Origin of the sequence: Aerococcus christensenii (assembly GCF_001543105.1) — a bacterium.
GTDB classification, from domain to species: Bacteria; Bacillota; Bacilli; order Lactobacillales; family Aerococcaceae; genus Aerococcus; species Aerococcus christensenii.
This window is the reverse complement of the sequence record NZ_CP014159.1, coordinates 547,516-569,024: the sequence shown is the minus strand read 5'-3', so window position 1 is coordinate 569,024 and position 21,509 is coordinate 547,516. Positions and strand designations below refer to the sequence as shown.

Below are 21,509 nucleotides of genomic sequence, written 5' to 3'. Positions count from 1 at the left end.
ACTTGAATACAGGAGAAGAGGACAGTATACTAAGAGCGCAACTGACAATTTGAATAACAAGAGAAAGTAGGCAGTAGGAGTGACTTTTGAAACTTTGAAAAATTTTTCTTCGCCTAAAGAGTGTTTAGTGAATGTTTTAGATGAAGCTGAGGCCATATGTGTTGGGGTTGGAGCAGGTATGGGAGCTGCGGATGGTTTTACTTATGTAGGGGAAAGATTTGAAAAGGCCTTTCCGGATTTTATTAAAGCCTACCATTTTTTAGATATGTTTCAAGCTTCTGTTTATCCTTTTGAAGATATCCAAGAATACTGGGCTTTTTTTAGCCGGTTTGTGGCATTGAATTATCTGGATCAGCCTTTGGGACCCTCTTTTGTACGGTTAAAAAAGATTTTGGGAGGCAAGAATTATCACATTATTACTTCTAATGCGGACAATGCTTTTGAAAAAGCGGATTTTGATCCTCATAGGGTATTTGATGTTCAAGGAAAATATAATCTCATTCAATGTCGAAAGGGATGTCATCCTAAGAGATACCCTGTAAACGAGCTCATGAGAAAGATGGTCCGAGAAACGAAAAATCGAAAAGTTCCGCTTTCTCTCGTTCCGCGTTGTCCTAAATGTGGAGGCGAAATGGAATTAAATCGAAGAAATCATGTGGATTGGATGGTAGAAGATCAAGCGTTTAAGAAAGAACGTGAACGCTTTGAAACTTTTTTACAAGAAAATTCTTCTAAGAAGCTATTATTATTAGAGTTAGGATGTGGGTACATGGCGCCACAAGTGATCAAGCATCCGTTTTGGAAGTGGTGTGAGCAAAGGGAGAATAGTCTTTATGTTACGGTCAATTTAAAGAATTATAAGATTCCTTCCGCAATACGTTCACGAACTATTTGGTTAAAAGAAGATATTGCAACCTTACTGAAAGAAGTTAGTGAAGATTAAACAATTTCATTCACTCGCTCGCTCAAAGAAAATGAGCAGGCGAGTTTTTTTATGTAAAAAAATAGTGTTGAGTAAAATTTAGACGTGCTCAACACTAAAAAGATTTTATTTGAGTTGGGATTCAATGGTTAATCGACGAATTTTCATTGTGGCAGTTCGTGGGAATTGATCGTAATCCCAAATAATTGGTTTGTTCAGGTAAGGGAGATCACTAACAGCTTGCCACCAAGCATCTTCATCAAAGGTTTGACCTTCATTTATAGCGATAATAGGTTGCGGTTTCCCTTCTGGATCTCTAACAATAACGACTTCAGCTAAAAATGAGAGATGATCTAATAAGAAATCTTCTAACTGAAGGTTACTTTCGATATTTTTAATGAGATCGACTTGGCGATCTTGTAAAAAGAGATGACCTTCATCATTGATATAGCCGTAATCCCCGCTGTCCCACCAATCGCCGTCAACATTTTCATTAAATCGTTCATTTTCTTTGTAGTAGGTTAAGGCACGACCTCTTGATAAAAGTTGAATATGACCAGGGGTATTTTTTGAAAGTAAATTTTTATTTTCATCAACAATACGCGCATCTGTTAGTGGAGCTAAACCTTGTCCCATATCTCGACCTTCATCCGTTTTTAAGGAATCGAGAGTATGAACTTTTAAGATCATAGGGCCACATTCACTTTGACCATAAACTTGAAGGAAGTAAGCTTCCTTATGCCCAGAAGTAGATAGGAAGTCCACCATGGTTTGGTTGTTAATGGCATCAAAGGTGGAATGATAGTATTTAACGGTTTTGAAGATTTCAGGACAGGTTTGGGTCAATACACGCCATTGTAGGAAGTGATTTGGATGAGTTTCTAGTGCAATGACGGGATATTTAGTTAGCATGCTCTTAATAACAGATAATTTTGAATTGGATAAGGGCATGAGAGGATAACCTATTTTCATCAGTGAGGAAATCCCAATATTGTAACGGGAATGGACAGGTGAAATAAGGAATCCGATGCGATCGATGCGATCAATTTTTGAGAAGATTAGACAATGCCAGTAAACTCGCCAGCCCATAGAAATCGCAGAGTGACAAATTAATTTTGGAATGCCAGTTGTTCCGGAAGTATGGGTAATATAAGAAATTTCATCTTCTTTAAGGAATTGTTGTGAAATAGGTTCTTCATCTTCGAGGACAAGATCTCTTACAGAGAATGCTTTGTGCGATTGAAGTTTATCTATTACAGGAGAAGTTACATCATCATAGATAATGTAAGGATCATCCAGACGTTCTTGGAAGACAGCTAAAGTATCTTCTTTAAAGTGATAGGAAATCATAACAGGGATAATTCCAAGATAACTTGCAGCTACTGCTAAAAGATAAGTGTCAAAACGACTAGATTTGAAAATAATTAGGAAATCATGTTTCTTAAGTCTCATGTGATTTAATTGATAGGCTCTTTTAAGAATAGCTTGGTGAACTTCTTCGTAAGTGGTTTCATATCCAATTTCTGGAAACGCAGGAAGTAATTCATCAAAAACCATTGAAGTTGAGGGATGATTTTGACAGGCTTCTTTAAAGTTTGTATATAAATTTAATGGTGAAAAAGAAAATTCCATTCCATTACTCCTAACTAAAAAATAAAAAACGGGAAAAGAGTATCATTAAAGAAAATACTTAAAAGCTTTTTTAAAAGATTTATTAGATTTTCTTTGGAGATAGATAGTCATCTAATAATCGAAGATACTCTTCCCGTTTCTAGTTTTATCTATGATATAAAGTGAATTCTTTGCACAAATGTTATAAATAAACTATTTCTTATTCTTAACAAATTCGGTAGCTTGTTTACCAGCTTGACGACCGAAGATGATGATATCAGCAACAGAGTTACCACCTAAACGGTTTTTACCATGAAGTCCTCCGATAAGTTCGCCCGCTGCATATAGTCCTGGAATAGGTTTATTTGTATCTTTATGAAGGACTTCAGTGTTTGAGTTAATCTTTACGCCACCCATGGAGTAGTGGATACCAGGTCCAATCTTAATGACGAAGTATGGACCAGATTTTAATGAGCGTTCCATACCAGTTTTTCTACCGAAATCTGAGTCTTTCTTTTCTTCAACGTCCTTGTTCCATTTTTCAACAGTTTTCTTGAGCTCGTCAGCAGGGAGTTTGAGTTCTTTTGCTAGATCTTCAAGTGAGTCTGCTTTCTTGACATAGCCTTTCTTTTCATAGAAATCAACAGCTTTTACATGTTCACGGATATCTTTATTAATGATAAGGTAAGCAAATTTGCCATCTTGATCGTTAATAGCTGCGGATACTTTATCACGTGTATCTAATTCGTTAACAAAACGGTCACCTTTTGTATTTACTAAAATACCGCCTTCACCACGTAAAGCTTCACCAATAAGAGCACCATCTTCTTGGTGAACAGTAGGGTGAACTTGGATTTGATCCATATCAATAGCTTGGCCACCGAGTTTTTCGATCATTTTAATACCGTCACCTGTGGATCCTTTAGAGTTAGTAGAAACGTAACCTTCAAGGTCTGGACGATGTTCTTTGATCATATCTTTGTTGGCACCGAAACCACCGGTTGTTACAATAACACTCTTAGCAGTAATTTTTTTGTCGCCTGCTTTTGTTTTGACTGTAACGCCATTTGGCTTGCCGTCTTTTTCACTAATTTCAGTAACGTTAGCATCTACAAAGAGAGGAATTTTACGTTCTTTAACGTTGCGAAGTAATCCGTCTACTAAGTAACCACCAACAGCTGAACCGTCATGTGGACGGTGAGTACGTTTTACGCTGGATCCGCCAGTGATTGAAAGATTATCTAATACAATGCCATTTTTCTTTAACCAATCAATAGCTTCAGCAGAATGATCTACGAAGTATCTTAAGAGTTCTTTATCATTGGCACCATGGCCACCTTTTAAGGATTCTTCGAAGAATTTGTCATTTGAATCTTCAATGCCGTTTGCTTTTTGAACTTCTGTTCCTGAAGCGTTCATACCACTAGAAGATTTAATAGTATTCCCACCAGCAACTGGCATTTTTTCTAAAATAACAGGATTTAAGCCAGCATCTTTTGCTTCGATAGCAGCGCTCATACCTGCTCCGCCGGCACCAATAATAACAATATCGTAGTTATCTTTTAGTTCTTTAATGTCGGTATATTGTTTTTTACTTGCTCCAGATTTAGCATCGTCCTTCTTTTCAACTTTTGCATCGGATTTTTTCGCAGAATCATTGCCTTTAGAGCTAGATCCACAACCTGCTAATACGATTAAAAACGTGAAAAGAAGAAGTATCCATTTAAAATGCTCTCGTTTCATTTTTAAAAGCCTCCTAAAATAAAAAGAATTTGTGCAAAGTACCACATGTCTATTATAGCATTCAAAAAAAAAGATGTAAACGCATTTATAGCCAAGGATTATTCTTTAAAGGAGTGGTTAGTGAATGAGGGAGTTTACAGCTTTTTTTGAGTTTATAGAGCAGTAAGTTCCCCACAATACCAACAACAAGCCCTGCTAAGATACCGGATAGCGACATTATAGGAAGGTAATTAAAGATTAGAGTCGTTGATGTCATAAAACGCGCAACAATCAATTGCCCAATATTGTGAAAAATTCCTCCCATAATCGAAATTCCAATAATGCTGACACGATTTGGACCTAATTTTTTAATGAGGGACATTACCAGTAAACTTAATAAAGCTCCACTTAGACTAAAGAAAAAAGAAGATGCAGATCCTGAAAAGAGAGCGGTTAGACTGACGCGAACAAAAGTTAATAGTGCCACTTGCGGAAATGGAAGAGTAAATAAAGAAATCACAGTAATTAAATTAGCTAATCCTAGCTTTGCTCCAGGCGCAAATACAAAAGGAGAAGGAAAAGTGTTTTCAATTAAACCAATAACTATCCCTTGTGCAGCTAACATAGAGATATAAGAAAGAGATTTTATTTTCAAGGTGATCAATGCTCCTTTCAACGGTTTAATAATATAATATTACGAAATAAAAAGAAAGGTAACGATGGGACAGATAAAGGACAAAAAAATTAATATTTTTTTAACAAGCTTATTGAAATCGATCACAATTGTTGAGTATACTTAATAACGGGCAAAGTATCTACAATATTTGTTTTAGGAGTGGTTTACTTGGAGAAAAGGATAATCATTGTTGGTGCAGGCTTTGCAGGAGTATCTGCGGCAAGAACTTTAGCTAAAAAGTATAAAAAAGATTTATCAGTAAAAATTACTTTGATTGACAAACGGTCTTATATGACTTATATGACAGAATTACATGAAGTAGCTGCAGATCGTGTCGAACCAGAGGCTGTAAAATACGATTTGCGTCGAATTTTCAGTAAGCTTAAAAATGTGCATTTAGTTACAGACGAAGTAACTGATATTGATTACGATAAAAAACAAGTAATTGGTCAAGACAAAAATTATTCTTATGATTATTTAGTTTTGGCATTAGGTGGACAGTCTAATGATTTTGGAATTAAAGGTGTTGGTGAGAATGCCTTTAGCTTATGGAGCATAGATGCTGCAGAGAAATTAAAAGAGCATATTGAAAAAACTGTTCGCAAAGCTTCTGGAGAAGCGGATGAAGCTAAACGTCGGGCAATGTTAAGTTTTGTTGTTTCAGGAGCAGGCTTTACAGGGGTAGAGCTTGTGGGAGAATTAGCAGAATGGATGCCAATATTGGCTAAACGCTATAAATTAGATCCTAAAGAATTTTCTTTATATTTGGTGGAAGCTATGGATCAAATATTAAAAATGGTGACACCAAAGGAACAAACTAAAGCTTGGCGCTTCATGGAGGACAAGTTAGGAATTGAGATTATTACCAGTGATGGTATTGCAGAAGTTACTTCAACCAAAGCTGTTTTAAATTCAGGACGAGAACTTCCTTCTTATACCACGATTTGGACAGCAGGTGTGCAAGGTAACTTGTTAGCCAAAAAATGGGGCTTAAAAACAGCTAGAGGTAATAGAGTAGAAACTAATCAATATCTACAGGCTAAGGAACATGATGATATTTTTATTGCAGGAGATCTTGTTTCTTATCAAGATGCTTCTCAAGACGGGGCGTATGTCCCACAGATTGTACAAGCCGCTGAACAAACTGGTGAGTTAGTGGGATATAATATTAGCCAATTGTTATCTGGTGGAGAAATGGAAGAATACACTGGAAAATATGATGGATTTATGGTTTCTATCGGTTCTCGCTATAGTGTGGCATATGTTTATGATAAGTATCATGTCAGTGGATTTATGGCTACTTTTATGAAACACATGAGTAATATATTATATTTCTTCTCTATTAGAAGCTTCTATAACATAGGCGCTTACGTTCGTCATGAATTCTTTGATATGCGACACCAAAGGAACTTATTTAGAGGGCATATTTCTCATAAAGGTAATGTTTTATGGTCTGTACCTATGCGCTTATTTTATGGGGCGATGTGGCTCTATGAAGGTTTGACCAAATTGTTTGGTTGGCATGGGGTGCATTCTTGGTTTGGAAGTGATATTGTCTTTCCGTTTCCGTGGCTAAAGGAAGCAGTCAGTGGAGCAAGTGAAGCGGCAACAAGTAGTGCATCACAAGCGGCACCAGATCCAGGGATATTTAGTCTTAACTATAGTTATGGACAACAACCAAAATTAGTCATAGAAGAAATGCCAAGATGGTTTGGTTCTATCATGAAATTCATGATGCCAAATCAAGATGTGGCCTTATTCATGCAAAAATTCATGACTTTAGTAGAAATTGCTATTGGAGCGGCTTTAATTATCGGAGCTTTCGTATGGTTAACAAGTGCTTTAACGATTGTACTTGTTGGAATGTTTTGTTTATCAGGTATGTTTTATTGGGTAAATATGTGGTTTATTGTTGTAGCTTTGGCTTTAATGGGTGGTTCTGGTCGCGCATTTGGAGTGGATCATTGGCTACAGCCATGGATAGGAAAACATTTGGATCATTGGATTTATGGTAAGATTAAATGTCGATATAATGATCTGCAAGAATAAAGAAAGTGAGTGGCAGAGCATTGAGTGAATGTCAGGAGCAAAAAGTAAAAAGAGAAGCGTTTCTTCATCCTATATGGGAAGAATATCCTAAGATCAATGCAGATCTTTTTGCAGTGAGATCTTTAATGCATACCCAATTAAAAGTAAGTGTCCCGGATATTCAAGCAAAGATTGATCAATATATTGATGCCGGTGGAAAATACTTGCGGAGTGGATTGTGTTTAATTTTTTCAGCCCATCAAAACGAAGATAGATCTTCTGTTTTTGAAAAAGCAGCAGCTCTTGAAATATTACATTTAGCCACATTAGTTCACGATGATGTGATTGATTTATCTCCCGAAAGAAGAGGTATTACGACTTTACAAGTTGAGAAAAGTAATCGAATAGCGATTTATGCTGGAGACTATCTTTTGGCCTATGCAGGTAGACTTTTTTTGAAGAATTATGTAAAAGCGGATTTCTCTTTGACTACGAAATACGGAATAGAAGGTATTTTACGTGGAGAAATTCGCCAAGAATTAGATCGTTATAACTTGCATGGCTCTTTTAGACAATATTTGAAACGAATACAAGGAAAGACAGCACTTATCTTTGGGTTAGCATGTGCATCGGGATTAGATTTCTCAGTATCCAATCTGCATGAATTGAAACAAGCTTTTTATGTAGGTAATCAAATTGGTTTAGCTTTCCAATTACTAGATGATTTAGCGGATTTTCGGTCGATGAATCAAAGCCAAGGAAAACCTTTATTACAGGATGTAAAAAATGGAATTTATACGGCGCCTATTCTTATCTTAAGAGACCGAATTGGAGAAGAGCGGTTAGCTACTATCCTTCCAAAATCTAGGGAGCAATGGACAGAAGATCAACAAAAAGAATTACTAACATTAATGGATGAAGAAAAAGTTTTGGATCGCGTGGAACGGCTGATTAAGTCATACGTCTTAAAAGCAAAAAATAGGACAAAAAAGGCGTTTGGAGAGGATTTAGTTAATCAATTGGCACCGCTCTTAGATCGAATTTTTTCTGGTCAATAAATTTAAAATGATACGACTTTATTCTTGAGGAGGAGGTAGCCTGTTAGTAAGCAATTGGCTACCTTTCTTTGATAAGAAGCACGGAATGTAGAGAGGATAAATGAATGAAGCGTTCACTAAGGAAGCACAGTAAGTGGTATGTATTTCTTATAGTTATTCTCGTGGTAGGGTGTTGGTTCTTTTTCTCCAACAAAGGGGAAGAAACCGGAGAACTAAAAGTGACCAAAACCCCTATTGAGAGAAGTGAGAGTTTGTTGCATACAGCTTGTCAAATTCAAATTTTCCACGATGGAGATCAAGCTATTCAAGCTATGCGTGAATCTTTTGATTATATCAAAGACATGGAAGATCAACTAGGAACTTATAATGAAGGGTCCGATGTATATAGAATCAATGAAAATGCAGGTAAGGGCCCTGTTAAAGTGGGTGATGCAGCCTTTGATGTTATTAAAAAAGGATGCGAGTATGCTGAAAAAACGAATGGCAGATTAGATATTACAATCGGTGCAGTTGTTCGATTGTGGCGTATTGGATCAGAAGATGCCAGAAAGCCGGAAGATTGGGAAATCAAAGAAGCTTTAAAAAAAATCGATTATAAAAAAGTGAAATTGAATGAAGAAGAGCATACTGTAGAGTTATTAGAGAAAGGAATGGCTATTGAATTAGGAGCTATTTCTAAAGGATATATAGCAGACGGAATAAAAGCTATTATGCAGCGTCATGGAGTTCGATCGGCTATTGTTAATTTGGGAGGAAACGTTTTAGTTTTAGGAAAATCTCCTTCTAATAGTGAAGGTTGGAGAATAGGAATTCAAAATCCTGATGAAACGCGGGGAGATACTATTGGAAGTGAACGTGTAAAAGATAGTTCTGTCGTAACTTCTGGTATCTATGAGCAATATTTACAGGTGGGAGATACGAAGTATCATCATATCTTAAATCCCCAAACGGGGTACCCTGTTGAAAATAATTTGTCAGGAGTGACTATTTTTTCAAAGACATCTGTGAACGGAGATGCTTTATCAACTAGTGCCTTTCTATACGGGTTGGAAGACGGTATGGCGTTTATTAATCAGCTAGATGGTGTAGAAGCTGTATTTATTACAAAAGACCATAAAGTGTATGTTACAGACGGCTTAAAGGGACATTTTAAAGTGAACCATAAGGGGTATCAATTACAATGAATGATAAATTGAAAATATTTTTGGAATTTGTGGAATTAAAAACTAAAATAGCAAGTTTTTTCCCGATGATTATTGGATTCTTTTGGGCATCGTACTACTTTAATCATTTCAACTTTTTAAATAGTCTTTTATTTTTCATTGCCGCTTTATTATTTGATATGTGTACAACAGCTATTAACAATACGATGGATTATGTTAAAGCGGTGGATAATACCTATAAAAGAAAAGGAAATGTTATTGGACGAGAAGGTCTATCATTAAGATGGGCAAGTTTAGTTATTTTTTCACTTTTAGCGCTCTCTCTTCTTTTTTCGATTAGTTTAGTTTTAAGAACTGATAAAATGTTAATTTTCATGGGAGGAGTTTGCTTCTTCATTGGTATTGTTTATACTTTCGGACCTGTTCCTATTTCTCGAACGCCATTTGGAGAATTATTTTCTGGAATAACTATGGGATTTGGTATTGTGTATTTGGCTATTTATGCCTCGAATTTTCAAAATTTATTAACGAGTGAATGGACTGGACAAGCAGTATCTGTAATGTTTAATTGGGGGAATTTTTTCAAAATATTTTGGATGAGCTTCCCTTTAGTATGTTTGACATCTAATATCATGTTAGCTAATAATTTAAGAGATTTGGAAACAGATATTAAAAATGAGCGATATACTCTAGTCTATTACTTAGGTAGAAAGCAAAGTGAAAATCTTTATTTGTTTTTAGGTTTGCTTGCTTGGCTATCTTTTGGAAGCTTTATATTTATTGGATGGTTACCTTGGTGGTGCCTAATCGCTTTTCTAGGGTTACCATTCTCATTGAAAAAGATCTACCAATTAACGCAACATTCTGAGGATCCAAAGCTATTTTTTAATACTATTCAGAATTATATTATTTTAGCAGGATTTTATGTGATTTTAATGGGGTTAGTGACATTATTTAAGAGTTAGGATGAGAAAAAACACATGAAGCAGTTATTTAAAACCTTTAAACCATGGGATTTTCTGTTTATAGGGATAGCACTCGTGTTGTCTTTCACCCCATTATTTATCACTACTTTTATTTATACGGATAAGGTGGATGCACCGGTAGCTATTGTAAAAATTGATGGAGAAGAAGTAGATCGGTTTATTTTATCTGAAGATGCTGGTCATATTGAAAAAACTTATTATCCGCATGAGGGAGAGTATAATATTATTGAACAAGACGGAGAATACATTAGAGACAAAGAAGATAATTCACCTTACCAAATAGCAGTGCGTACGGGCTGGATTAATGAACCAGGAGATATTTCTGTTTGTTTGCCTCACGGCCTCATTATTGAAATTCAAGGGAAACATGAAGAGGATGAATTAATCTTACCTAAAAAATAAAAGCTTTCTTTTTAATTTGGATGAAGCTAATCCTCTAATTAGGGGGATCTTCATCCTTTTTTATTGGAATCGTTCTATTCATCAAGCGGAGTAAACAGTTTTAAGGTAGAATATAAGTAGAGAATTGTGATGGAATATATCAATCAAACAAGTAGGCAAAAAGGAGATTGGTAAAATGGGTGTATCCAAAAAGAGAATAAGTGTGAGAGCATTTGTAGCTGGGGAATTTATCCCACTTGATCAAGTGAGTGATCCGAGATTTTCTAAAAAGGTACTAGGTGATGGCTTTGCTTTAAGACCTTTAGACGGTCGAGTAAAATCTCCTTTGGCAGGAGAGATAACTCTTGTATTTCCAACCCATCATATGATCGGAATGAAGACTAAGGAGGACTTACAAATCTTACTTCATTTAGGATTTAATACGGTAGAATTAGGAGGAAGGCCTTTTCGGTCAAATGTGAAAGTAGGAGATAAAGTAGAGGTAGGCGACCTTTTGTCCACTATGGATATCGAAGCGATTCGTTCAGCTGAAAATGTAGATATTACTTGTGCTTTAGTCTTTGTGAATGGTACAGAAAAAGGTGCTATTTTGGAGTATGAAGTATTTGGTCGTGTCAAAGCTGGCGATATTGTCTGTACAGTTACCTTAAATGAAGAAAGTTAGAAACTATTTAGCTCATTCTTCTTCATATGAGTTTCAGACCATCACCCACGATCGAAAATATCCGTCAGTTGTTTTATTGAGGAAGGTGAGGATTATTTTGTAAAATAATGACAATCAAAAACAAGTAAGGAGATCACATCATGAAGTTTCAAATGAAAGACTGGCAAATCTGGCAATAGTTAAGTGAGGTAACTTTCATCGGTTAGGCTCACTTTATTGACGGACTCAATTAAAAGGGAGTCTATGCCAGATGTGAACCCTAAAAGCAGCCGCATAGCACTTATGCGGCTTTTTTGTAGTCTCATTGGCATTCGGCACCTAGATCTGTAGGAATATAAGTATTGAAAGGAGAGAATAATAATGACTAATACAGGATTTTTTGGTGAATTTGTCGGGACGTGGGGATAAAGATATGGATCAATTGATGACTAACCCTGCTCTACATGATCAATTGGATTTAGCAGCTGAATAACTAGAAGCCAAAAAAAGCTACTCTGTCTACTTGTTTAAAAGTAGAAGGAGTAGCTTTTAGAGTTAGGTTTTTATTTTGAAAGGAGTAAATAGAAAGGGCTCTCTATTTTTCTATAATCATGGCAACGTATCCACCTTTTCCATACCCTTCGACAGGTTCTTCAATGGTGTCGTTAGTATAAATAGGATCATTCACTAGGGTTTGATAGTAGTGAATAGATTGGACTGGAAGATAATCTCTGACGATGTCTTCTTTTTCAGGAGTTGTATAGAAAATCCCTGAATGAACGAGTTCGATAGGATATGGGAGACTTGGGGCAATACGTTTGAAGACAGGATCATCATAGCTCCCAGCAAAATGTGCAAAGCTGTAAAGAATTCCATAAGCACTTTCAGTTGGAACGTCGAGTAGGATCATATGACCGCCTGGTTTAATAGAGCTGAAGCAATTTTGATAGGCTGTTTTTAAATCAGGAATGTAGGTAGAACACCCATTGAGATAAACAATGTCATAAGTTTCTTTTGGGAGAGGAGTGGTTTGGGCATCGCCAATGGTGACATGAAGGCCTCTTTTTTTAGCGATATCAGCCATATCTGTGGAAGGTTCTACACCTTCTTCGACAGTGATGCCGTATTCTTTTTGCAGTGCAGCTTCAAATAGCCCGCTTCCACATCCTATTGATAAAATTTTATCGTGAGGGATATCTTTTAAACAGTGATGGAGTAGCTTTAATTCACTGACAAAAACTTTGTCATTGGTGATAAACCATTGATCATAAGCGTTAGCGTAGCCATCAAATAAAGCAGATGATTGAGTCATTGAACATTTCCTTTCTAAAGTTGTGTGACTAAAAACAAAAAAGACAACCCTATACGGTTGCCAGATCTTTCACTTTATTGTTCCTACGCCGGCATTATCCGTATCAGGTTCGTGGGTCGGAAGTCGCACTTCCCTCTCAGCTGGTTTACTAGCTCCCCGTGTACTTTAAGAATACAAGAGTAAGCGGTTTCTGTCAATGGGAAAGTTTAATTTTAAGGAATAAATATTTGAGTGTGAAGAAAGTAAGCCAGAGTCTTTAAAAAGAAAAAGTCATGTTAAATAATTGGAGATGTATAAGAAAAATGTGTACAGGGAAAATTTTTGGAGTATAATGAAAGCGTGCACATATTGCTTTATTAGAAAATATTTATTAGGATTGTAACTTTATTCTAAGGCATCACCGAAAGTAAATATGTAGTTGTTGACTTTTAAAAGGATAGTACAGAATGAAGGTAATAAAGAAAATAAATAATAATGTTGCTATTTGTTTAGACTCTAGTAATAATGAACTGATTGCCTTGGGAAAGGGAATAGGTTTTAAAAAGACACCTTATGAGTTGGAAGATTTGACTTTGGTGGACAGAACCTTTTATGATATTAATCCTTCTATAGTTGCTTTAATGGATGAAGTTTCTGAAGATTTGTTTCAAGTATCGGTTGAAATAGTGGATAAAGCAAAGGTATATTTAAAGACGGATATTAGTGATTCTTTTGCGTTTGTATTAGCAGATCATTTACATTTTGCTATATATAGAAGTAGACAGGGTATAATCATTGGAAATCCGCTAGCTTTTGAACTGAAGCGGTTGTATGAAAAAGAGTTGAAGTTGTCAGATTGGACAATGAAATTAATTGAACGGCGTTTAAATGTTAGACTGCCTATGGAAGAGAAATTTAATATAGCAATGCATTTTATTAATGCACAAGTTATGACTAATAAAATAATAAAAAAGGATAAAATGTCCAAATTAATAGATAATATTACTTTTTTAATAGAAGATCAGTTAGATATAGTAATTGATCGAGAAAGTTTTACTTATGAACGTTTTGTTATGCATCTTCAATATTTAATAAAATGTAAAGATCAACAAAGAACGTTAAATCAGAGCAGTGAGAAACTCTTTTATCAGATGAAGAGAGATTTTAAGGATGTTTATAGATGTGTAAGGGTTGTTAGTGATTATTTGGAAAGTAATTTAAATTGTAAATTAAATGACGAAAATTTACTTTATCTGATATTACATATTAATAGACTTTATGATAGAGAAGGATTGTAAGCTTTAGAAGCGCATAACCTAACTAAATTAGTTGACTTAATTTAGTTAGGTTTTATTTTTTAGGAGGAAATTTGCTATGGAGAGTTATGAGCAAACATGTAATGAAATTTTATCCGATATTGGAGGAAAAGATAATATTATTTCAGTAACCCACTGCATGACAAGATTACGATTTAATTTAAAAGATAGAAGTTTAGTTAATCAAACAAATATTAGAAATATTAAAAATGTTTTAGGGTGTCAATTTTCTGCAGGGCAATTTCAAATTATTATTGGTCAAAATGTGGATAAAGTATATAAACACTTTGTTTCTATTACAAAAATAGAAGACCAAACTACAGAATTGCCTTGCAACGACAAGCGAAGCCTGTCAGAAAAAATAAAAGATTTACCTAACATTCTTATTGATGTTGTTTCCGGGTGTATTACACCTATTTTGCCAATTATTACCGTATCAGGGATTATTAAGTTAATTACGGCTGTGTTGGGAAAAGGAATGCTTAATCTTTTACCAGCCACCTCGCCGTTAATGACTTTATTAACTTTTGTCGGAAATAGTGGCTTTTACTTTTTCCCTATTTTTGTAGCTTGGGCGGCATCTAAAAAATTTAATACATCGACGCCGATCGCTTTATTGTTAGGGGCTATTTTAATTCACCCTAACTTAATAGCGTTAGTAACTAAAGGAGCTTCATTTTCTGTATATGGAATTCCTATGACATTAGTTAATTATTCTTCCCAATTTTTACCAAGTATATTAATTGTTTGGGTAATGTCATATGTTTACTACTTTTTTGATAAGCACTGTCCAAGATCATTAAAAATTATTCTTGTCCCTGCTTGTACTGTATTAGTTATGTTACCATTAGCGCTTTGTATACTCGGGCCGTTAGCTAATTTATTAGGTAAATTATTAGCTGATTTCTTTACTTCTTTATATAATTTAGTAGGAGCATTAGCGATTGGGTTAATTGGAGCTGCTTGGTATTTTTTAGTAGCTACTGGAATGCATCAAGCCTTAATTGCATTAGCTACAACAATGATTGCAACAATGGGCTATGACAACATTATTTTAGTGGGCTCTAAATCGGGATCTTATGCCTTAATGGGATTAGCTATTGCTTATTTAATTAAATGTAAGAAAGAACAAAAAGCAATAGCAAGTGCTAACGCGGTAACTTTAATTATAGGTGGTATTAGTGAACCAACTATTTTTTCGATGTTATTAAGATATAAAAAGGCAATGCTGATTCAAGTTATTGCAGGCTTCGTTGGAGGTATTGTGAATGGAATGTTGCATGTAAGTATTTATTTCTTTGGAGCTACTAATTTTTTGACTGGATTAGCTTTTGGAAAAGATTTTGTACATGGCATGATAGGGTGTGGAATATCTTTTGTTCTAGCATTAATTTTAGGAATTGTACTGGGGTTTGATGATAAAAAATCAAAAGACATCGTAGAAGAAAATAGAGGATAGTAAATATGAATTTAATTATTAATGGAGATGATTTTGGACTTTCTCATGGATGTAATTTAGCCATTATTGATAGCTATACTAAAGGAATTATGACTTCTGCTTCATTGATGGTTAATATGCCGGATACTGAAGAGGCGGTGAGAATGTGGAAAAAGAATTCTGCCTTATCTTTAGGTATCCATTTGAATGTTACAGTTGGAATGCCTATACTCGAACATTTGAATACTATTACTCAGTTGAATGGAGCATTTAATAAGCGAATTTTAATTGCGGATCAATCAGAAATAAATGAAGAAGAGTTAAAAAAAGAATGTGAAGCTCAAATAAATCGCTTTATTCAATTAACAGGCAAGATTCCAGATCATATTAATTCGCATCATGGCATAGAAGCAGTGCCTGGAGGAGAAAAGGTGCTTCAAGATCTAGCCGTGAAATATAAAGTGCCTATTAGAGAATTAACACATATTTCTAAAAAAGAGAAAATATATTATCGCACGAATTACGAAATTCCGCATAAATGTTGTTTATATCCAAAAATACAAAATGCTGATGAGTTAATTTTAAATTTTTCAAAAGAAAGTATTGAGTCTAATCGCACGTATGAGTTATTAGGTCACCCAGGCTATGTAGATTTTGGATTATTAAAAAAATCTAGTTTGACTATTGGTAGATGCATAGATGCCAACCTTTTTAATAATGAAGTTATCAAATTATGGGTAAAACAAAATCATATCCAGCTTATAAGTTACAAAGAGTTACCTGTTAAGGAAAGAAAATAAAAATAATAATATTTTAACTCCTTAGCTACTTGAGTTAAGGGGTTATTTATTTTATAGAACCATATTCAATAAATTTATGCGATATTAAAAAATGATTAATAGAAATGTAAATATTTGAGTGTGAAGAAAGTAAGCCAGAGTCTTTAAAAAGAAAAATTTTACTCAAAATGATGTGTGGTATTTTCTCTAATTCAGGTAAAATAATAGGGAAGCAACCGATTTCATTAGCAAAGATTTGTTCTGACGATATGTTTAAATCTTTTCAGATAAGAAACGATTGTTTAGGACCAATAAAAAGGAGAGAAGCAAATGTTTGAATTCTTAAAGAGAAAGAAAGAAGAACCTAAAAAAGTGAACGTAAGAGCTTTTGTTGAGGGAGATTTTGTTCCACTAGAAGAAGTTAGCGACCCTGTCTTTGCTCAAAAAATGTTAGGAGATGGTTTTGCCTTAGAACCAACGGATGGCAGAGTAAAAGCCCCTATAGCTGGCAGAGTGAATACTGTTTTCCCAACTAAGCATGCCATTGGAATTACAACAGATGACGGAATAGAAGTCCTCCTTCATTTAGGGTTTGATACGGTAAACCTTGAAGGAAAACCATTCTCTTCCAATGTAAAAGAAGGCGATCGTGTAGAAGTGGGAGACTTACTATCCACAATGGATGTGGAAATGATTCGTCAGTCAGAAGAAGCTTCAACGACCTGCGCTTTAGTTTTTACGAATGGCCAAGATAAAATAGCTAACTTAGATTATGAAGCATCTGGGCATGTTCAAGTTAGTGATATTGTTTGTACGGTGACTTTGAAATAAAAAAGCCAAATATTAAACGAGAAAGTTCTTACTGGGCATCTAGTAAGGACTTTTTTTATTGAATAAGGGGATTTTTAATGGATTGTTTTAAAAACATGGAAAGGTATGATAGAATAGGAACGATTGAATTTTAAGTACAATGAGGAGATGCAATTTTATGTCAGATAAGATTAGAGTGCGTTATGCGCCAAGTCCAACGGGATATTTACATATTGGAAATGCACGAACGGCTCTCTTTAATTATTTATTTGCTCGTCACGTGGGTGGAGACTTCATTATTCGAATTGAAGATACTGACCAAAAAAGGAATGTTAAAGACGGTGAAAAAAGTCAATTAGAAAACTTGAAATGGTTAGGATTGGATTGGGATGAATCTCCTGAAAATCCAGGACAATATGGGCCTTACCGCCAATCTGAACGTAATGACATCTATAGAAAATACATTGATCAATTGATCGAATCAGGCGCCGCTTACTATGCTTTTGACACGCCAGAAGAATTAGCAGCAGAACGCGAAGAACAAAAAGCAAACGGCCAAACCCCTGGTTACTCTGGTAAATGGCGGGACCGTACGCCAGAAGAAATTGATCAAGCAAGAAAGGAAGGTCGTCCAGAAACAGTACGCTTCCGTATTCCGGACAACTCTACCTATACTTTTGAAGATATGGTAAAAGGAACCATTACTATTCACGGAGAAGATGTTGGTGGCGACTTCGTTATTTTGAAGAATGATGGGATTCCTACCTATAATTTTGCCGTTGTTATTGATGACCATTTAATGGAGATCACACATGTTTTACGTGGGGATGATCACATTGCCAATACGCCTAAACAAATGATGATTTATGATGCGTTTGGTTGGAAACATCCACACTTTGGCCATATGAGTTTGATTACAAATTCAGAAACAGGTAAGAAATTATCGAAACGTGATGGATCAATTCTTCAATTCATTGAACAATACCGGGACTTAGGTTACTTACCAGAAGCTATGTTTAATTTTATTACTTTATTGGGCTGGTCACCAAAAGGGGAAGAAGAAATCTTCTCACCTAAAGAATTTATTGAAATGTTTGACCCGAATCGCTTGAGCCGTTCTCCTGCTGCATTTGATAACAAGAAATTACAATGGATCAATAACCGTTACATGAAGAAGGCCACAGAAGAAGAAGTTGCCCAATTAGCTCTTCCTCAACTTCAAGCCGCTGGACGGATCAGCAAAGAAGCCGGTCAAAAAGAATTAGAGTGGACAAAGAAATTGATTTCCCTTTACAAGGACGAAATGAGTTATGCTCATGAAATCGTTGATTTATCAGAGCTCTTCTTCAAAGATCATGTAACTTTTGATGAGAGAGGACAAGAAATTCTTCATGAAGAAACCGCAGTGACTGTTCTTGAAGATTTCCAAAGTAAGTTAGATGCCATTGTACCGTTTGAAGAAAAACAAGTGATGGCTGCCATTAAGCAAGTTCAAAAAGATACCGGTATTAAAGGAAAGAATCTCTACATGCCTCTTCGTGTAGCAACTTCCGGTTCTGAACATGGGCCTTCGATTGGCTTGATGATGGAAGTTTTAGGCATCGATAAAGTTAAAAACCATTTACAAGAAGCCTTGGATTTCATTAAAAAATAGAATTAGCTTAAAAAATATAGAAAACAGATCTTTCTTTTGTTAGGGAGATCTGTTTTTTGAATTTAAGAGGAGAGAAGCTTTTCGTTTAGGAGAAGGGGGAATTATGGTAGAATACCCCTAAGAACGTTTGTTTGATGAACGTCTGTTAGTAAGGAGGGACAGTTTTGAAAGAAGAGATTGTCGTGCGGGGAGCACGGTCACATAATTTGAAGGGAATTGATGTGACTATTCCTAGAAATCAATTTGTAGTGATTACGGGTTTATCTGGTTCAGGGAAAAGTTCTCTGGCTTTTGATACCTTATATGCTGAGGGGCAGAGACGCTATGTGGAAAGTTTATCTGCTTTTGCACGCCAATTTTTAGGAAATGTCAAACGAGCGGATGTGGATAGTATTGAAGGATTGAGTCCAGCAATTTCGATTGATCAGAAGACGACGAATCGCAATCCGCGTTCGACGGTTGGAACGATTACAGAAGTTAACGATTATTTACGGTTGCTTTACGCCCGTGTAGGTCATCCAGTATGCCCAACAGATCATCGGCCCATTGAAAGTCAATCTTTGGATCAGATGTTAGAGAGAGTATTGGCTTTACCTGAACGTAGTCGACTTCAGATTTTAGCACCTGTTGTGTACGGAAAGAAAGGCCAACATAAGCGCCTTTTAGAAAAAATCCAACAATTAGGCTATGTGAGAGTTCGAATTGATGGTGAATTATGTGATATAGGAGATTTGCCTCCCTTAAATAAGGCACAAAAACATAATATTGATGTGGTGGTAGATCGTATTGTGCTCAAAGAAGGGATTCGCGCCCGACTCGCTGATTCTTTAGAAACGGCGCTTCGACTAACAGAAGGCTATGCCTTAGTAGATGTGATTGAGGGAGAAGAGATCCTTTTTTCTGAACACTATGCTTGTCCTTTATGTGGATTTACAGTTGGAAAAATAGAGCCGCGTTTGTTTTCATTTAATGCGCCGTTTGGGAGATGTCCAGAATGTGATGGCATTGGTTCAAAAATGAAGGTGAATAAAGCCGCGGTTGTCCCAGATCCTTCAAAGACTTTAGAGGAGGGAGCTTTAGTTCCTTGGAATTCTAAATCGAGCGGATTTTATCCGGCGATGTTGCAGCAAGCCTGTGAGGCTTTTCATATTCCAAAGGATCAGCCTTTTGAAAAATTAACAGAAGGCCAGCAGCAACTGTTGTTATATGGGTCAGAGGATGATCAGGTATTTCATTTCCAATATGCGAATGATTTTGGCAAGGTGACTGATAAGAATATGCCTTTCGAAGGGGTGATGACAAATGTCGCTCGCCGATATCAACAGACCGTCAGCCATCGGATGCGGGAAGTGATGGGACGGTATATGGCAGAACTCCCTTGTGTGTCTTGTCAGGGAAAGAGATTAAATGCAAGGGCTTTATCGGTAAAAGTAGAAGGAAAAGATATCTCTGAAGTTACTGCCTTATCGATTGGACAAGTGATTCAATTCTTAACGACTTTACATTTAACTAAGCAAGATGAACACATTGCCCATCCTATTTTAGAAGAGTTGCAAGCCCGGTTGCATTTCTTGGAAGAAGTAGGCTTGGATTACTTGACTTTGGATCGTTCAGCAGGCACTCTCTCAGGAGGAGAGGCTCAAAGAATTCGATTAGCTACGCAGATTGGATCTAATTTATCAGGAATTATGTATGTCTTAGATGAACCCTCTATTGGTTTGCATCAAAGGGATAATGATCGCTTAATTAAGTCTTTGAAACGGATGAGAGACTTAGGCAACACTTTGATTGTGGTGGAACATGACGAGGAGACCATGCGGGCGAGTGATTATTTAATTGATATGGGGCCAGGCGCGGGAGAACACGGAGGAGAAGTGGTTGCTTCTGGAACACCGGAAGAAGTGGCTAAGTCTTCCGAATCTTTAACGGGACAATACCTCAGCGGCAAGCTCCAAATAGAAGTTCCTACAAGTAGACGCCCTCATGATAAAGGCTGGTTACATGTTCGAAAAGCTCAAGAAAACAACCTTAAGGGAATAGATGTTGACTTTCCTTTGGGATGTTTCAATGTCATTAGTGGGGTATCCGGTTCAGGAAAATCGACCTTAGTCAATGAAATTATTAAAAAGTACCTACTAAGAGAATTGAATCATGCGCAAGTTTTCCCAGGGAAAGTCCAGTCCATTGAAGGCTTTGAGGATTTAGATAAAGTGATCGCTATCGATCAGAGTCCTATCGGCCGAACACCAAGATCTAATCCAGCAACTTATACGAGCGTTTTTGACGACATTCGAGATTTGTTTGCTCAAACCAATGAAGCCAAATTGCGTGGCTATCAAAAAGGTCGCTTTAGTTTTAATACGAAGGGGGGCCGATGTGAAGCTTGCAAGGGAGATGGAATTGTAAAGGTTGAGATGAATTTCTTGCCGGATATCTTTGTCCCTTGTGAAGTCTGCAAAGGGACGCGGTATAATGCAGAAACTTTGGAAGTCCGCTATAAGGAAAAGAATATTGCGGAAGTATTGGATTTAAAAATTGAAGAAGCTTTGGAATTCTTTAAAGCAATCCCTAGAATTCAACGCAAATTGCAAGCGATTGTCGATGTGGGGCTAGGCTATGTCACCTTGGGACAACCTGCGCCTACTTTGTCTGGGGGAGAAGCTCAAAGAATGAAATTGGCGAGTGAATTACAACGTGTAGCGACCGGACGGACCTTGTATATTTTGGATGAACCGACGACAGGTCTCCATGTCCATGATATTAAACGATTGCTAGCAGTTTTACAGCGCTTGGTAGAAGAAGGAAACACGGTTTTGGTGATTGAACATAATTTGGATGTGATCAAATCGGCAGATTATGTTGTAGATTTAGGCCCAGAAGGTGGCGAAAAAGGCGGCAGCTTACTTGTTCAAGGGACACCAGAGGAAGTCAGTCAAGTAGCTGCTTCTTATACCGGTCAGTATTTGAAACCTTTACTCACTTCATCTTCTCATAAGAAGAAAGCGTAGAG

The 21,509-nt window shown here is 36.3% G+C and carries 17 protein-coding genes and 1 riboswitch; of the genes, 13 read left to right on the top strand and 4 right to left on the bottom strand.

Features of this window, described 5'->3' with window-relative positions:
* Positions 1 to 79: 79 nt before the first annotated feature.
* Entirely contained in the window at positions 80 to 943 is an 864-nt protein-coding gene (locus tag AWM71_RS02710; protein ID WP_060776552.1) for an SIR2 family NAD-dependent protein deacylase, read from the top strand.
* A 105-nt stretch (positions 944 to 1,048) separates the two neighbouring features.
* Here AWM71_RS02710 and AWM71_RS02705 read toward each other — a convergent pair whose 3' ends face one another.
* From AWM71_RS02705 to AWM71_RS02695, 3 genes are all read right to left on the bottom strand, one after another.
* Positions 1,049 to 2,554, bottom strand: coding sequence for an AMP-binding protein (locus AWM71_RS02705; protein WP_060776551.1), 1,506 nt, complete (start codon positions 2,552 to 2,554; stop codon positions 1,049 to 1,051).
* 192 nt (positions 2,555 to 2,746) lie between these two features.
* Positions 2,747 to 4,276 carry a flavocytochrome c gene (locus AWM71_RS02700; RefSeq protein ID WP_060776550.1) on the bottom strand — a complete coding sequence of 510 codons (1,530 nt, stop codon included), beginning with the start codon at positions 4,274 to 4,276 and terminating at the stop codon, positions 2,747 to 2,749.
* 85 nt (positions 4,277 to 4,361) lie between these two features.
* The gene (locus tag AWM71_RS02695; RefSeq protein ID WP_308299423.1) at positions 4,362 to 4,910 is read right to left on the bottom strand and encodes a Gx transporter family protein; all 549 of its coding nucleotides are present in this window, start codon (positions 4,908 to 4,910) and stop codon (positions 4,362 to 4,364) included.
* 189 nt (positions 4,911 to 5,099) lie between these two features.
* Here AWM71_RS02695 and AWM71_RS02690 point away from each other — a divergent pair, with 189 nt between their 5' ends.
* The 6 genes from AWM71_RS02690 to AWM71_RS02665 all read left to right on the top strand — a co-directional run bounded on the left by AWM71_RS02690 (position 5,100) and on the right by AWM71_RS02665 (position 11,232).
* On the top strand, positions 5,100 to 6,980 hold the full coding sequence (locus AWM71_RS02690; RefSeq protein ID WP_060776549.1) for an NAD(P)/FAD-dependent oxidoreductase: 1,881 nt from the start codon (positions 5,100 to 5,102) through the stop codon (positions 6,978 to 6,980).
* A 5-nt stretch (positions 6,981 to 6,985) separates the two neighbouring features.
* Positions 6,986 to 8,017 (top strand): polyprenyl synthetase family protein, encoded by a 1,032-nt coding sequence (locus AWM71_RS02685; RefSeq protein WP_060776548.1) that lies wholly within the window; start codon positions 6,986 to 6,988, stop codon positions 8,015 to 8,017.
* Between the two features lie 104 nt (positions 8,018 to 8,121).
* A complete protein-coding gene (locus AWM71_RS02680) occupies positions 8,122 to 9,201 on the top strand; it encodes an FAD:protein FMN transferase (RefSeq protein ID WP_060776547.1) in 1,080 nt (359 codons plus the stop codon).
* Positions 9,198 to 10,145 carry a UbiA family prenyltransferase gene (locus AWM71_RS02675; RefSeq protein ID WP_060776546.1) on the top strand — a complete coding sequence of 316 codons (948 nt, stop codon included), beginning with the start codon at positions 9,198 to 9,200 and terminating at the stop codon, positions 10,143 to 10,145. The genes AWM71_RS02680 and AWM71_RS02675 overlap by 4 nt, the downstream gene beginning before the upstream one ends.
* Positions 10,146 to 10,160: 15 nt before the next feature.
* A complete protein-coding gene (locus AWM71_RS02670) occupies positions 10,161 to 10,568 on the top strand; it encodes a NusG domain II-containing protein (RefSeq protein ID WP_060776545.1) in 408 nt (135 codons plus the stop codon).
* A gap of 175 nt (positions 10,569 to 10,743) precedes the next feature.
* Positions 10,744 to 11,232, top strand: a complete 489-nt coding sequence (locus tag AWM71_RS02665) for a PTS sugar transporter subunit IIA (RefSeq protein WP_060776544.1) — start codon at positions 10,744 to 10,746, stop codon at positions 11,230 to 11,232.
* 574 nt (positions 11,233 to 11,806) lie between these two features.
* Here AWM71_RS02665 and AWM71_RS02660 read toward each other — a convergent pair.
* On the bottom strand, positions 11,807 to 12,523 hold the full coding sequence (locus tag AWM71_RS02660; protein WP_060776543.1) for a class I SAM-dependent DNA methyltransferase: 717 nt from the start codon (positions 12,521 to 12,523) through the stop codon (positions 11,807 to 11,809).
* 62 nt (positions 12,524 to 12,585) lie between these two features.
* Positions 12,586 to 12,692, bottom strand: a riboswitch (TPP riboswitch).
* A gap of 277 nt (positions 12,693 to 12,969) precedes the next feature.
* On the opposite strand from AWM71_RS02660, the gene AWM71_RS02655 reads away from it, so the two are divergent.
* The 6 genes from AWM71_RS02655 (at position 12,970) to uvrA (ending at position 21,507) form a co-directional block, all read left to right on the top strand.
* Positions 12,970 to 13,800 carry a PRD domain-containing protein gene (locus AWM71_RS02655; RefSeq protein ID WP_060776542.1) on the top strand — a complete coding sequence of 277 codons (831 nt, stop codon included), beginning with the start codon at positions 12,970 to 12,972 and terminating at the stop codon, positions 13,798 to 13,800.
* Positions 13,801 to 13,876: 76 nt separating this feature from the next.
* The gene (locus AWM71_RS02650; RefSeq protein WP_060776541.1) at positions 13,877 to 15,277 is read left to right on the top strand and encodes a PTS transporter subunit EIIC; all 1,401 of its coding nucleotides are present in this window, start codon (positions 13,877 to 13,879) and stop codon (positions 15,275 to 15,277) included.
* Between the two features lie 5 nt (positions 15,278 to 15,282).
* A complete protein-coding gene (locus tag AWM71_RS02645; RefSeq protein WP_060776540.1) occupies positions 15,283 to 16,056 on the top strand; it encodes a ChbG/HpnK family deacetylase in 774 nt (257 codons plus the stop codon).
* 309 nt (positions 16,057 to 16,365) lie between these two features.
* Complete coding sequence (locus tag AWM71_RS02640; RefSeq protein WP_060776539.1) at positions 16,366 to 16,866, top strand: PTS sugar transporter subunit IIA; 501 nt, start codon at positions 16,366 to 16,368, stop codon at positions 16,864 to 16,866.
* A gap of 157 nt (positions 16,867 to 17,023) precedes the next feature.
* Positions 17,024 to 18,499 carry a glutamate--tRNA ligase gene (gltX, locus tag AWM71_RS02635; RefSeq protein ID WP_060776538.1) on the top strand — a complete coding sequence of 492 codons (1,476 nt, stop codon included), beginning with the start codon at positions 17,024 to 17,026 and terminating at the stop codon, positions 18,497 to 18,499.
* 164 nt (positions 18,500 to 18,663) lie between these two features.
* Entirely contained in the window at positions 18,664 to 21,507 is a 2,844-nt protein-coding gene (uvrA, locus tag AWM71_RS02630) for an excinuclease ABC subunit UvrA (RefSeq protein ID WP_060776537.1), read from the top strand.
* Positions 21,508 to 21,509: the final 2 nt, after the last annotated feature.